This window comes from Apilactobacillus sp. EABW-1NA (assembly GCF_030398685.1).
GTDB lineage: Bacteria > Bacillota > Bacilli > Lactobacillales > Lactobacillaceae > Apilactobacillus > Apilactobacillus waqarii.
Genome location: NZ_JAPDKO010000001.1, coordinates 29,362 through 46,790, shown reverse-complemented (window position 1 = coordinate 46,790; position 17,429 = coordinate 29,362). Strand labels below are relative to the sequence as shown.

1 protein-coding gene is annotated in these 17,429 nt (G+C 40.2%); it reads left to right on the top strand.

From position 1 onward, the window contains the following. Nucleotides 1-201 precede the first annotated feature (201 nt). Nucleotides 202-17,190, top strand: a complete 16,989-nt coding sequence (locus OEZ61_RS00115; RefSeq protein ID WP_290046497.1) for a DUF5776 domain-containing protein — start codon at nucleotides 202-204, stop codon at nucleotides 17,188-17,190. Nucleotides 17,191-17,429: the final 239 nt, after the last annotated feature.

Sequence of the window (17,429 nt, the reverse complement as noted above, 5' to 3'; positions counted from 1 at the left end):
GAAGCTTAATATTGTTGTTTTAATAGGCATTTAATCAAATTTATCGATAATAACCTTTGTCGTTGGAAAGATATTTAAGTGAATATTATGTTCAAATTAAAAGAGCTTCAACTTTTAAAATTGGTTAATTTAGTTGTCCTGTTTGTATAAAACACTAAATTAAAAATCCAGAGAGTCAAAATAACGGGGGAGGGCTTTCTTTTGCAATACAATAAGAATGAAATTCAAAAGACCAATGATAAAAAGATTCTACGTAAAGTAAAGAAACAATGGGTTGTAGTCTCATTGGCTTCTTTTGCTTTCTTAGGTGGAACTTCTTTGGCATTAATGTCACACGGAGTCTCTGCGTACGCTGATGATAATGGTAAGAACACATCGGTTGTTCAAACCAATAACAATCAGCAATCATCGACCAATAAGTCTGATGATAATAACCAAAATGCATCAAGCAATGATCAACAAAATCAAATCAACCAAAATGATGCTAACAATGATAATGGTCAAAGTACTACTAACAATAGCACTCAAAACCAAAGCCAAAACGATATCAGTAACAACAGTAATGATGATCAACAACTATCAAATCGTTTAGGTTCTAGTGACCAATCCAACAATCAAAATCAAACTACCGACATTGTTAACAACCAATCTGCAGATGCTGCTGCTAATTATCAAAAGCATCTACAAGGTAACACTCAAGATGCTAATGATAACAATGCCCAGTATACTCAAGCAATTAACCAAGGGGTTAATGACGCCTACAGTAACCGTAATGCCAATAACGATGACATAACTGATAACAACAGCAAAGCATTATACAGTGCTGCTTACCAAGGGGTTAATGCCGACCAATCAAAGAGTATTTCTGATAACATGGCTAGTTCATCAATTGATGATATCAAGAAGGCAGCTGCCAACACTTCATCAATGTTATACATTGCTTACAAGTATGGTGTTGATTTCAAGAGGATTGCGGATGCTGCATTTAACGATGCTACCACGTCAGGATCAGATGATTACACTCAAGGAAGCAATCGTCCAGGTTCTGCTTCTGGGTTACAAGCTATGTACGATAACGCATACATGGGTGTTAGAAACGCTTTAAATCAACAATTCGATTCAAATAACAAGTTCAATACCTCTGGATACGATGCCAATCCAGAAGATAAGAATATACCACACAACAACACTAATACCAGTTCTTTTCAATATAAAGAAACCTTCAACAAGATGGTTAACGACTTTAACAACGGAATTGTTTACGCCAATAACAATGCCCAATTTAATAGTGCCATGGTTGCTTCAGGAACTGCCAACATTCAAAAGATTGTATTGACTAACAACATTAACTCAAGTGGAACTGTTACCAATCTTGGTAATTTGACTATTGATGGTCAAAACAAGTTCTCACTAAGTGGCACTTACACTTTCAATAAGTCTGATAGTGGTTCGGTTGTTAAAATCCAGAACGTTACCAGTTTAGGAAGCCCATATGTTGTAAACGGTAATGGATTCGTTGAATACGATAACGTTAGATACAACAGCACTTTTGATAACCTATTCAATCCAAGTAACGGAAATGGTAACTATGTATTAGGTGCCAATGTATACACTTCAGACGCAACTAACAACAACGGCATGATTACCTACAACGAAACCTACAAGAACTTAAACACTCAAGGTGGTAAGTTCGTTGTTGGTGCCAATGGTCAATACGCATTCAATTCATTGATTGCCAACTATATTGTGTTTCAAGAAGGTTCAACCGTTAACTTGAACCCAGTGGAAATTGATAATCACGTTTACCAAAAGAGCTGGGGTAAAACAGTTCAAACTGATAATTTAGATTCAACCATTATGCCTAGCTACGGTATTATAGCCAATAACAATATTAATGTGCATACCGGTGCCACTGTTAACATAACATTGAGTAACAACACTAACGGTATCCGTGTTGGCAACATTAATGATCCTTCTGATACCGGATCAGGAGATAGCGGAAACGTAGTTATCAAGGGGGCTATTAACCTAGTTGTTCCAGATGGTGTTACACCAACTGCATTGGATCCTAAGTTAGTTAATAGTTCAAAGAACACATCATCCGTTGCCAGTGGATGGAATAATAAGCGTACAGATGCCGTTGTTTGGTTAGGTCATGGCATGCAAATCCTAAGTGGCGGTACTTTCAAGGTTGATGCCAAGATTCCTACTACTGCTAATGGGGGATTGTACAACGCCTTTATCTACGGACCATACTCAACAATGAAGAACGGTGGTCGTAGAAATCAATCAACTAGTAAGATTATCGTCCAACAAAATGGGACATTGGACATTAATATGAACACTGGATCAAAGGATCACCCACTTCGTGTTGCCTTTCTGCCAATCGTTGCATTCAATCCAAGGAAGTTTAATTTAACATTGAACGTTACACCAGGAACCCCATTAACCGGTGCAGCTGGTCCAAAGCTAAGTCTATCTTCCATTGATGTCTTTGGCGCCATTTTGGATAATGGAAATATTGATAGTATTAGAACTAGCAGTGGTTACCAACTAAACCCATACATTTATCACTACCGTCGTAATGGTACTGCGTTGGGTGAAAATGATGATAATTTTAATAGTAGTGAAATTTTCCAAGATATTAACGGGGTAACTAACGGATACAAGCCAGCAGGATCTGAAAGTAGTAAGAAACGATTTAGTTTCAGTTATCCATACACATGGTCAACAGTTCCATCAACTGGCGTTACAGACAATGGAGTCAACTTTGATACCGCTTTTGATTACCTACAATACTTCGTTCAATTGTACGAAGACATTCTTGCAAATAAGCAAGATTACAATGATCAAGTTCAAAACGGTAACATTGTAACCAATGATACTAGCCGTTCAGGTGCATACAATCCTGATAAAGCTAAAAATGGTGACAATCCAACTCAAGCTGAAATTAATACAGCAATTTCTAATGTCTGGAAGAACGATGTTAACAGGGTAAATAATCAAACAGGTATCTTAAATGATACTACCTGGGCAAGTAGCCTTAATAGTCAAAGGGCTTACTTGAACGGTCAAACATTCCAAGAAGTTGCTGGAATGAGTAAGAAGGACTTCATTAATAAACTTAAGAACATCAATGACCCTCAACTACCTGACATTATCATTAATATTGCCAACGCACTAGGTAAGACTGTTGCAAGCATGTCCAATAATCCAAAGGTTATTAGCAGGTTCAATGAAGCTTTCAATGGCAATAATCCAAAGGTTATTTCAGGTCAAAACGCCAGAAACGATACTTCCATCGACTTCTCTGGTTCTCCTTCAATTGAATTCGACCACAATATCGAAGTTTACCAAGATAATAATGGTCACTATCATGCCAAGTTTGACGCCACATTAAACAACCCTGGGGATGATGCTAAAGAACATCAAGTCGAGGTTCACTACGTTACTGGTTCATTTGATGCGAAGTCAAACAATGGTGACGTCTACCGCAATATGTACAAGGCTAATAACAATAGTGAAGCGTTAGCCCAAACAATCACGCTTGATTCAAGTAATTCTACTACGCAAAGTGATGGTAGCATCAAGTTTAATGGTGATATTGATTTAGGAACTAAACCAGTCGACACTGTTGGTATTCGTTTGAATACCTTCATGGGAACTAATTTAGCTAACTGGCAAGGATCTGCATATCAACCAATTGCCAGTGTAACTAGTTCAATTCGTCCAGGTAACAACAGTTATCAAACCAACGTTGAAGGTTTTAACAGTGTATGGACTCGTCTAGATGATGGACAAGAACTTAAGTTAAAGGGTAACTACGGTCCTGACAATGACATGCACTCAATTGCTGCTATGCCTACAGCACAAGGATTCTTGAACAACATTAGTGGTATTTTGAGTCACTTAAATGATAGTGACCAAAGTCAGTCTCAATACTATACAAACAAGACTTCAAGTAATCCATTAGCAAGTCCTGAATACCGAGAATATTTAATTAATAACCAAAACATCACACCATTTGATGATTCATCATACAGTGGTGCTGATAGTAATAATAAAGATACAAGCTATTCCACAGTCAGAGTTATCGCTTCTAACGGTGCCAAGACTAGGCTAGTTGGTATTACCAAGTTACCAACTTCAACAATCCTAGGAAATGGTACTTTAGATACTTCTAATTACGACGCTAAGACTGCGTTTACCAAGCTATCCAGTGATGTATCTAACAATAACAAGGGTTACGCACTTGATTTATCTAAGACTCCAATGAAGCAATATGATAAGTCAACTTACGACATCTACGTTCCTGATGTTCAATTCATGCAAGATGGTACATTATTACCAATCGATACCCCTTCTGGAAGCAGAATTCCATTTAAGGGGATTGCAAAGGTTGATAAGAATACTGGTAACGTGATTTCAGTAACTCCACAACTACCTGGTTTCGCTGTTGTACAAAATAATACAGGTCTAAACCCTGATAGTTATGGTATGTACACTGTGCAGCCAGCTGTTGGTACTGCCACTATTTATCTAGATGATGCCAATGGTAATCCAACTGGATTAACTGCATCAGTTCAAGTTAAGGGTAACAGTGACGGTTCAGTTAATGCTGTTAAACCAGTAACCATTTCATCAGGTAAGAACGACGGATTACAATATGTCATCGATAACAAGACCAAGATTGGTATTGTTACTGATGCCAACGGGAACCCAACTTATCATGTTCAATTAACAGCAACTAGTGATAAGAAGTACGTTAACGTTGTTACTACTTCAGGAAGCCCAGTTGATCAAGGTGGTTACAGACGCCAAGATGCCGATGGTAGTTTGCACACCGTAACATACCTACCAGGTTTCGATTCATCATCAAGTACTCAAACCACTGGTTCAGGATCTAACCAAAAAGATATTGTTAGTCCTTCTGCTACACCAGTAACCGTTAAGGTACCGGTATATCAACCAAACTCAACAACTCCATTAACTGTTAACGGTCAACCTGTCTACGTTGAGGTTTCCGCTCAAGGGCAAAATGACGGGACTTCTAAGATTACCGATGTGAAGGGTAGAAAAGTGTTCAAAACTGATTCTGGTAAGTACAAGGTTATTGTTGGTGACAATGTGAAGGCATACACTGACAACTCAGGAAACGTTATCACATATATCGAAGGACAAGTCGATAAAGACATCATCACCAAGACTCCAGCCGTTCTAGCTGACGGTACAAGTGTTGATGGTGGTGCTACCGTTACAAATAGTGATGGTACATTGACTATCAAACCAGGGATGCCAGGTTTTGATGGTACTAACCCTGGTCAAATGAAGGGTAACAGTGCTGTTGTGGCACCATCTTCTACCCCAGTAAAGGTTACTGTTCCAGTAATCAGCAGTGTTGATGGTAGTCACGTTGGTGACGTTGATGTGGATGTTCAAGGTAGAACCGATGGTCATTCATACGTTACAAACGTTGACTCACAAAATAGTTTTACAGACAGTAATGGTAATACCTATACCGTCAATACGGGATCAGTATTAACTCCTCAATACAATGGTGGCAAGGTAACTCCAACAATTGTAGTTACTCCAGAAACACCAGCAGATATCGATTTAGGAGCGGTTACTGACAAGGGTAACCCAATCGCTGCAGGTTCAACTATCCATACTGAAAACGGTGTAAAGCAATCAATCTCTAAGATGCCAGGTTTCGATGGCAGCGCTCCAGCTAATATCGATGCAAACAACCACGCTGTATTGACTCCATCAAAGAGTCCAGTTCAAACAACTATCAATGTATATGATGCTCAATCAGGTAATAACATTGGTACCATGACGGTTCATGTCCAAGGTAACTCTGATGGTAATTCATACATTACATCTGTAGATACTCCAAGCAATGCTACATTGACTGATGGACACAACGGATACAACGTAACAACCGGAACTGCAATCAGCGTTGACCCTAATGATTCAAGCAAGTTCAGCGTATCAGTTAACTCAACTTATGTTGGTACTGAACAAGTCAACGCTGTTACCGATTCAGGTAATACAATCAAGGGTGGTGCTACCATCTCAGCTAACGCTTCAGGTGGAAAACAAGCTACTGCTAATATCCCTGGATTTGCTACAGCAACCAATGCGCAATTTGACAATAACGGTAACGCTGTCTTAGTACCGGCTACTGCACCAGTTCAAACTAACGTTGATATTGTCGATCCTGCAACCGGTCAAAAGGTTGGTACAGCGACAGTAAGGGTACAAGGTAACGAAGACGGTAATTCATACATTACCAGTGTCGTTAGTGGTGGCTTCGTTGGAACTAAAGACTCTGATGGTAAGCACTACAGTTACACCGTTACTCCTGGTACTGCACTTGAATTAAATAAGGATAGTCAAGGTAACTACACACCAATTGTTAACGTAACCAAACAAGCATTTAATTATCAAACAGGTGATAAGGTTCCTATCCAACGTGAAGATGGAACAACACTTCCATTCCCAGGAACAATCAGTTATGACAATAATGGTCACATGATTGTAACTCCTGATTTACCTGGATACAGTCCTGCCCAAAATGATCAGGATGACTCATTCAATGTTACAACTAACCAAACACCTCAAACTGTCAATATTCATATTTACAATGCTTTGACTGGTAAGGATACTAACAAGGCTGTTAATGTTTTAATCACTGGTCACAGTAATGCAAGCAAGTTAGATACAAAACCTGTTTACATTGATATTACAGCTCTATCAGACCAACAAGCGGCAGGGGTCACTGCAGATAACAGAGATACAAGTAAACCAGTTGCTCATATTACCGATAATGATGGTAACAAGTACACAATCAGTAATGTTCTAACAGTTAATAAGAATGTCTTAGTTCACGTTGCCGCAAATGGTTCTGATTCAAACTACTACTATCTATCATTGCTACCAGATGGAACTCCAGCTGACCAACAAACAGTTGATGTTGTTACTGCAAACGGTTCAAGCGTAGGTAAGGGTACTTACAACGCCAATACTGGAAACGGTTCACCATTTGTAATTCCGGATAATCCTGGTTTTACATCATCAAATGCTAAGAAGTACAACGGTCAAGATAAATACATCGTTTCACCAACTACAGCTCAAACTAACATCTCTGTTACTGATGGTAACGGAAATATCATTGCGCAAAACGTCAGTATAACAGTAAGTGGTGATAATAACGGTAATACTACAATTACCAAGGTACCAAACAACGGTACTATTATCGGCTCTGACGGTAACACTTACCAAATCAGTACTGGTCAAACCATTCAACCAAACCAACCAAACACTGTTGGTAATGGTTACAACACCACTGGTCAACTAGTGGGAATGGCTAATGTTCTGGTAACTTCTGATGGTCAAAAGACTAACTCAACTATCGGTAATCTTCCAGTGACAACTGATGCTGATGGTAATCAAGTGGTTACAAAGAACACAGCTAGTGCAGATGGTTCATACATTATCCCTGCAGGTACTGTTGTAACTAAGGATGCTAACAACAAACCAAGTGTTGATGGTTTTGCATACAACCCAACCGATCAAACCGTTACAATCAGCAATGTTCACTTCATGCACAGAAAGGAAGACACTGGCCTAACTTCAGATATCAAGGGTGTACTTGGCCCAGATGGTACTATTACTGTTCAAAAAGATACTACATTAGTCGGAAATGACAACAATGCTTACACCGCTAAAGCTAAGACAGTAATCAAAAAGGTTGTTAATGACCAAGGTAAGATTGAATACCTTGTTGAAACTGTTACTCACAAGATTAAGCAAGATGTTCCAGCAACTGCCGGAGCAAACGGTCCAGTTGTTCAAGGTGGTGCAACCGTTAACTACGATCCAAATACAGGTGTAAAGACAGTTACTTCAAACGTTCCTGGATTTGGTTTGGATAACGGTCAAAAGACAGAAACAGTTCCAGCAAACACTGACACTACTCAATTCAAACTAACACCAATCAAGGAAACAATTGATGGTGTTCACAATGACCAAAACGGTACAGATACTGGTTCAACTACCGACCAACTACCAATTCAAGGTCATGATGATGGTACTGTCACTGTTGTATCCAACACCACTTCAAAGGATGGAAAATACGTCGTTCCAGCAGGTGCTAAGGTCACCAAGAACGATGACGGGACTTACCATGCTGAATCATTGTCAAGAAACCCAGACGGCACTGTTACTATCAACAATGCCTCATACGATGGAACTAACGGTACAAGTGTTGTTAAACCAGTTGTGGCTCATCTAAACGATGATGGTTCATTAACTGTTAACAGCGATACTGCTGTTGAAGATGGAAATGGTAATGTTTACGTTGCCAAGAAGGGTAGCAGCATTACTCCAGTAGTTAACCTAGACGGATCAACTACTTACCACATTGCCAGTCAAGTTCAACAACAAGACCAAGTCGTTCCAGCCAAGGCTGGTAAGAACGGTCAAACTGTTCAAGGTGGCGCAACCATCCACACTAATGCTGATGGTACTAAGACAATCACATCAAATGTACCTGGATTTGTTGGTACCCAAAATGTTCCAATGGATACAGATACCGGTCTTCCAGTTCTAACTCCAGGTGTTACTACATTACCAACTACTCATGCTGATGATGACAAGAGTAATGATACTGGAAAGATTATTTCCAACATGAGTGTTCAAGGACACGATGATGGTTCAATTACCGTTGTTAAGAACACCAAGACTGATGATGGTGCTAATGTTGCTATGGCAAATTCACCAGTTACAATCAACAAAGATGGTAGTTATCATGTTCAAACTCTTCCAATGAATCAAAATGGTAACGTAACGATTAGTCAAGCTACAATTACCGATCAAAATGGTAACAAGATTAACAGTCAAGATGTTACTGCTAAGTTAAACGATGATGGTTCATTAACATTGAATCAACCATCAAATGGTGGAATTCACACCATTACTCAAGATGGTTACGCATACCAAGCAAATAATGGTACGCCAGTAGTTAAGACCGGTAATGGTTATCAAGTCAAGAGTGAAGACGATACCGCAAGAATTACCAACGCTACATTGAAAGATGAAAATGGTAATACAATTGACGGAACTGGATTAATCAACGTTGATAAATCAACCGGTAAGATTTTACCAAGTTCTGATTTATCAAATGTTTCTAATCTAGGTGGTAACAATGAAGGGTACCACATTAAGTCTCCTGATACTCAAACCGTTGAATGGAGTGACGGTAAGGGGGGCGTTAACGCTAATGCTACCGTTCAAGTCGTTGAAAACTATCCATATGATTTCGTTCATGATGTTAAGTTGAAAAACTCATACACAGGCGCAATCATTAACTATCATACTGATGGTCAAGGTAAGGATAACTTCATATTGAAGGTCACTCATTCTGATGGATTGCCAGTTAACTCTGGTACTAAGGATGCGGCCAAGGCGGTTATGCAATTACCTGATGGTTATTTATACGATTCCAACAAGAGCATTACTGTTAACAAGAATTCTGACGGTAGTTTTGAATATGTAATTCCAGTTGTTCCAACACAAGCTCAACTACCAACAGCCGTTATTGATGGTAAGGATAAGCAAGAAAAAGCAATTACCAAGTTGCCTGTAAACACTGCTAGTGATGGCTCAATCACCACTTCAGAAGATCACGTTGCTAAGGGAATGAACGATGATCCTAACTACTACTTCGTTCCAAAGGGTTCAAGCGCTCGTCATGAAGCAGACGGCACATACCAGGCTGACGGATACACCATCCCCGCAAATCCCGATGGTACATTTAACATTACCAATGGACAATACGATAAGGATGAAAATACTTCATACCCAGGTAAGATTACCGTAAACGTCGATTCAAATACTGGGAAGATTACCATCGCCAAGGCCTCAGTAACAAAGGCTCCAGATGGCAAAATCTACCAAGTTGATGCCGGCGCAGCAGTAACTCCTAAGTATGAAAACGACGACGTTCAATACCACGTACCCGCACATGCCGTTGACGCTTCTCAAAACATTCCTGCTAAGACTGGTACTAACGGTCAACGCGTCGATAATGCTGCCACAGTCATTATCAATCCAGATAATGGTACTAAGACAATTCAATCTAATATCCCAGGATTTGCTGGCCAAACTAATGTCCCAGTGGATCAAGATACTGGAAACGTTGTCCTAATACCAACTAACGATGTAGCTAAGGGTGTTCACTTTAACGCTGACGGACAAGACACTGGTTCAACCGGTGACGTTCCTGTTAAGGGTAACCAAAACGGTGATATTGTCGTTACTAAGAACACCAAGTCAAGCGATGGCAAGTACATGGTTCCAGCTGGTTCTACTGTAACCAAGGGAACTGATGGTAATTACCACGCTGAATCATTCCCAATAAACCCAGATGGAACTATTAACATTCCAAATGGTAGCTATGATGCTTCCGACAACACATCACAACAAGGTAAGCTAATTGCTAAGGTTGACGACAATGGAAACATGACCGTCGCTAAGGCAACTGTTGCTAAGGATGATAAGGGTAATGTTTACATCGCCCACACCAATGCACCAATTACAAAGGAAGTTGGCCCAGACGGCACCATTTCATACCACGTTAACGCTGAAAAGGTTATTCAAGATCAACCAGTTCCTGCAAAGGCTGGTCAAAATGGAACAATGGCCGATGGTGCCGCTAAGATTCATGTAAATGATGACGGTAGCAAGACTGTGATTTCAAACGTTCCTGGTTTTAAGGGTTACGATATTCCAGAAGGTCAACCAGTACCAAACCCAGTAGTACTAACACCTAGTGCAGGGACTATTAATGGAGTTCACATGGATGACATTAATGGTAACGACACTGGTTCAACCACCGATAATGTTCCAGTTATTGGACAAGACGATGGTTCAATCAAGACTACCAAGTCAATCACAACTCCAGACGGTAAGATTATCCTTGCTAACACAACACTTACTAAGGATAAAGATGGTAACTGGCACGCTCAATCATACCCATACGATGCCGGAAACAGACAGGTAACATTGTCACAACTTCCAATCAAGGATGACAAGGGCAACGTTATCGATCACCAAGACGTAGTCGCAAACGTCGACCTAGCAAGCGGAACACTTTCAGTTGCCAATCCACAAGGAATTCACGCAACCACAAGTACCGACGCATACCAAGCTGATGCTGGAACTCCAATCGTTTCAGATAACAACCACTTGTATGTAAACACCAAAAACGATACTGCCGTTATTCACAACGCTACATTAATTGACGTTCTAAATAACGCTAATGTCGGCAGCGGCGAAGTTAGAGTTGATAAGACTACTGGCAACGTCTTAACCGCAAACCTACCAACTACTGGTGGTAACCAAAACGCAGGATTCCATGTTTATGACCCAACCGGTCAAATCGTTCAATGGAGCGATGCAAGTGGTAACGTTAATGACAACGCAATTGTTAGAGTTACCGACAATGCTCCATACCACGAAAACAACCATGTAAAGTTCCTAAACGTTTACAATAACCAAGTATTTACAGATAGCACTAACAACCCATCAGTTAAGGTTAACGATGATGATTTACTACCAATCTTTGCTGGTAGTTCAAACGCTGCTCAAGCTGTAACTGGTATTCCAAGTGGATACAGCTACGCTAAGGGTAAGCAAATCACCGTTCAACAAACTAATAATGATGATGACAGTGATAAAGACAAGCGTACCTACATTGTTCCAGTTGTCCCAGCACAAGGTGAAATCACCAATGCTAGTGTCTTGGATCAAAAGGGTGATGTTAAGGTCGACCACAGTCAAACATTACCAGTTCAAACCAACGATGATGGTTCAATCAACACTACCAAGGATGTCATTTCTAAGGGTAAGGATGGCAACTACTACGTCATCACTAAGAATACCTCAGTTGTTCCAAATAGTTCTGGCGATGGTAGTTACACCGCTCAGGGTAGCAAGTTAGTTGCTAACCCAGATGGCACTGTTGATATCGATAAAGCTCATCTAGACGACAAGACTGATCCTTCCAAGTCAGTAATTGGAAAGGTTTCAGCAAATGTCGACCCATCAAACGGCACAATGACTGTCAACAAGACCACTGTCGTAACTGATCCAAACGACCCAACTAAGGCATACCAAGTAAATCCGGGTGACCCAATCACTATCACTAAGGACGATAATGGTGAACCTGAATATCACATTCCAGCTACAATTATCGAACAAGATAAGAAGGTTCCTGCCCAAACCGGTCAAAACGGTACAGTTCAAGACAACGCTGCTACAATTCATGTAAATAATGATGGTAGCAAGACAATCATTTCAAACATTCCTGGATTTACTGGTGACACCATTCCAAATGGTGAACAACTAACAACTAACCCTGTATTGAAACCAACTACTGGTACCATCGACAATGTTCATATCCTAGATAACGATGGTAAAGATACGGGAGCAACCATTGATAAACTTCCAATCCAAGGTCAAAGCGATGGCACAATTAAGGTAACTCAACCTGTAACTACTCCAAGCGGTAGAATCATTCTACCTGGTAGTGAAGTCACCAAGGATAGCAATGGTAACTGGACAGTTCCATCATATCCATATGATGCAGGTACTCGTCAGGTAACATTGCCAAACGTTGCTGTAAAGGATGAACAAGGTAACGTTATTGGTGTTCGTGATGTCCACGCCAACATCGATTTGAACAAGGGTACAATGACTCTTGCTGATGAAAACGGTGTTCACATTGTTAAGGGTAAGCAAGCATATCAAGCAAATGCTGGTACAGAAATTAACAATGACAATGGGGCATTCTCATTGACCGCCAAGGATGACACCGCTGTAATCAATAATGCTACATTCATTGATAACAACGATGGTGCACCTAAGGGTAACGGTCAGGTTATCATCGATAAGACCACAGGTCATGTTCTAGACGCTAACTTACCTAGTGGTGGATATAATGAAAAAGGATTCCACGTTTACAACCCAGATTCACAAGTGGTTGATTGGATGGATAACAATGGAAACGTTGATCCAAATGCCAAGGTTGTAATTGCTGATAACTCACCTTACTCAGCAAGAAATAACGTTCAATTCATCAATATCTACACCAACAAGCCAGTTTCAGCTGACACTACTAAGTACTTCATCTACGCAAACGATAAGGATAATACTCCTATCTATGCAGGTGGTACTGACGCCTACAAGGCTGTTTCAGCAATTCCAGATGGCTACAAGTACGCAACTGGTAGACAAATTCGAATGATTACTGATTCAACTGGTAAAACTAAGACTTTATACCAAGTACCAATTTATCCATCCAAGGGTCAAATTGATAACGCTTCGGTATATGACCAAATTGATAATGTTCAAGTTGATCACGGTCAAACACTACCAGTAAACACCGATGACAATGGAAACATCACCACAAACAATAATGTCATTGCTAAGGGTAAGGATGGTAATTACTACATCATTCCTAGTGGTTCCAACGTCAACATGAACTCATCTGACAACTCATATCAAGTTGTTGGTGATAAGTTGAAGTCACCAAGCGATGGAATCGTTAATATTCCAAACGCTCACTTTGATGACAAAGAAGATAAGACAAGGTCAGTGGTTGGACCAGTAACCGCTAAGGTTGATCCTGAAAAGGGCACAATGACAGTTGATAAGACAACCGTTGTCAACGACCCAACCAACCCAAGCAGAGCTTACCAGGTTAATGCCGGAGACCCAATTACCATCAAACCAGATGGCAGGGGTGGCGTTGAATACCACATGGATGCCACTCCAATTGACCAAGATAAGTCAATCGATGCTCAATTAGGTGACAATGGTAAGACTCAATCAAACGGTGCCAAGGTTCATTACAACAGTGATGGTACTAAGGATATCGTTTCAAACGTCCCTGGATACACTGGTCAAACTGGACTACCAAATAATTCTGATACCAGTCATGCTAAGTTAACTCCAGTTAATGATGTTGCTCACGACGTATCATTTGATACCGACAAGAAGGCCACTGGTTCAACTGGTGATGTTCCAGTTAAGGGTGATAACGATGGTAATATCGTTGTAACTCAAAACACTAAGTCAACCGATGGTAAGTACATGATTCCAAAGGGAACCAACATTACGAAGGGTGACGATGGTAAGTACCACGGTGAGTCACTACCAGTTAACGAAGATGGTACCGTAACTATCAATAACGCTAACGTTAACGATAGTAAGGGTGATACTAAGGCTCACAAGGACTTAGTAGCCAAAGTTGACGATCAAGGTAACATCACAACAGCCAAGGATGAAATTGCTAAGGGTGATGATGGCAATGATTACATCATCCCTGCCGGTTCACCTGTAACCAAGAATCCAGTAACTGGACAATATCAAGTAGCCGGAAATCATCTACCAATTAAGGATGGCAAGGTTACAATCGATAATGCCCACTATGATGACAAACTTGAACCAGATAAGGGTGTCATTAACAGTATCGTGGCAAACGTTGATGAAAACACTGGTAAGCTAACCGCAAGTCAAGACACAGTTGTACCTGATCCAAGCGATTCAAGTCGTGTCTACAAAGCAACTGCCGGTGACCCAATTACCATTAAGTCAGATGATAAGGGTGGTGTTGAATACCACGTTGATGCAACTCCAATCGTTCAAGACGAAAAGGTCCCAGCACAACCTGGTAAGAATGGTAAGACGCAACCAGATGGCGCAACAATCCACTACAACAGTGATGGTACTAAGGATGTTATCTCAAACGTCCCTGGCTACGCTGGTCAAACTAACGTACCATTTAGTCAAGACACTACTAAACCAGTATTGACTCCAACTCAAGGTACTGCTTCTGATGTCCACTTCGATAACGATGGTAAGGATACCGGTTCTAAGTCTTACCTACCTGTTAAGGGTGATGACAATGGAAACATCATCGTAACTAAGACTACTAAGTCAACCGATGGGAAGTACGTAATTCCTGCTGGAACTACTATTACAAAGAACGATGACGGAACTTATCATGGTGATTCACTACCAATCGATGCAAACGGTGATGTTGATATCGCCAACGCTAACATCGTTGATGATAGTGGCCATCTACAAGCCCAAGCTGACTTTAAGGCTAGAGTTGATGACGATGGAAACATCGTGACAACGAAGACCAAGGTTGTTAAGGGTAACGATGGTAACTACTACATTGTTTCTGCTGGTTCATCAATCACAAAGAACAAAGACATTGGAGCTTACCAAGTAAGAGGTACTAAGATGTCAACCAATGCTGATGGTACTCTAAACATCGATAATGCATTCTACGATGATAAGAATGACAAGACTAAGTCAGTCATTGGACCATTGGTTGCTAAGGTTGATCCAAATACCGGTGACTTAACAGTTGCTAAGACCTCCGTTGTAAATGATCCAACTATTCCACACCGTGCTTACCAAGCCGATGCTGGTGAACCAATTACAATTGAAGTTGATAAGAACAACAATGTTTCATATCACGTTGCTGCAACTCCAATTCAACAAGATGAACAGAAACCAGCTCGTCTAAGTGACAATGCAAAGCCTGTTGATGATGCGGTAACCATTCACACTAATAACGATGGTTCAAAAACAATTGAATCCAATGTCCCTGGTTACGCTGGAACAACTATTCCAGAAGGTCAACCAGTACCAAGTGATCCGGTATTAACACCTGTTGATGATGAAATTGAACATGTTCACTTCAACCACGGTGGTCAAGATACTCAATCAATTGGTAACATCCCAGTTAAGGGTGACGGTAATGGAGCAATTATCGTAACTAAGTCAACTCGTTCAAATGATAACAGATACTTGGTACCTGCCGGGTCAACAGTTACCAAGAGTCAAGATGGAAGCTACCATGTTGAATCATTCCCAATCAATGCTGACGGCACAATTACAATTGACAATGCGCACCTCGATGCCAGTGATAAAACCTATGCAATTGGAAGAGTGATTGCCAAGCTTGAGGGCAATGGCAACTTGATTGTTCAACACAAATCAGTTGTTAATAATGGTCATGGTTACAACTACACTTCTAATGAAAATACAATCATTAAGGTAGTTGTTAATAGCGATGGTAAAACAACCATGCATGTAGTTGCGGTTAAGACTCGTGTAGGTGAATCACCTGAATCTGCAGGTAGAAACCGTGCTGCTAAGTTATTACCAGTTGAAAACTTGAAGCACAAGGATGCCGACTATGTATCTAGATACATGAAAGCATACAAGGCCGAATTGAAGAGAAAGGCTCCTTCATATGTATACAGTGTGAAGGGACTATACCTACACAGTTCAGCTCACTTCACAATCAAGAATCGTGTGAAGGGTTATGCTAAGAAACCAAGAAGATTAGCACATGTCTTCAAGGTTAGAGACGTTGTTCTAGATCATAACAAGTATCCACGTCTAAAGGTTAATGGTGGTTACATCTACTTCAACAAGAACATTAGGGATGCATACTACCGTACTAATCATCCACTATTCCGTGTCATCAGAAAGACTGGAGTATTGGTTCACACAGACAAGAAGTTCCATTATGGCAAGAGACGTGTAATTAGACTTCGTCGTGGTGCATTAATTCACGTTAAGAAGGTTGTTAAGTACTACAGCATTACTCGTCTATACATTGGTAATGGCCAATATGTAACCTCTAATAAGACTTATGTTGCGCTTGCTAAGAAGAGAGTACCACTTTACGTATACTGGACAAACAGACGTGGAGTTTACGTAAATACTCACTTCACTCGCAAGAATGCCGTTAAGTACTTCTCCAAGAGACCAAGAAATAAAGCTAACGCATACAAGGTATTGAGAATAGTCAAGACTAAGAACGGTACTAAGTACCGCATCAAGCACGGCTACATCAATGCTAAGAGCACAATTCCAGCATATTACGTTCGTCGTACTAAGCTAATTCGTGTTATCAGAAATAGGGGCATTTTAGTACACAATGCTAAGAAGTTCACTAAGCGTAATGCGGTTAAGCATTTCAGAAAGAACGCATTGATCCGAGTACAAAGCGTAGCAAGATTCTACGGAATTACCAGATTCTACATTGGACATGGTGAATACATCACTGCTAATAAGACCTGGGTTAACAGAATTAAATAGAATCTAAAAATACCCGTTAGGAAAAATCCTAACGGGTATTTTTTTATACTTTTGTCTAAAATCAGCAATTTTCTACAGGGAAATAAGAAGGAATCTCAGTGAAATATTAAGAAATAATTTACTTTTTTAAGATTTTTTAAAATCAATGTTTCATTTGAGAAATCGCGATGTTAATAGGATATTATATTCGGTGTATAAAAACGATTTTATAAGTTTATCACTGAAATTTTAAAGAGGAG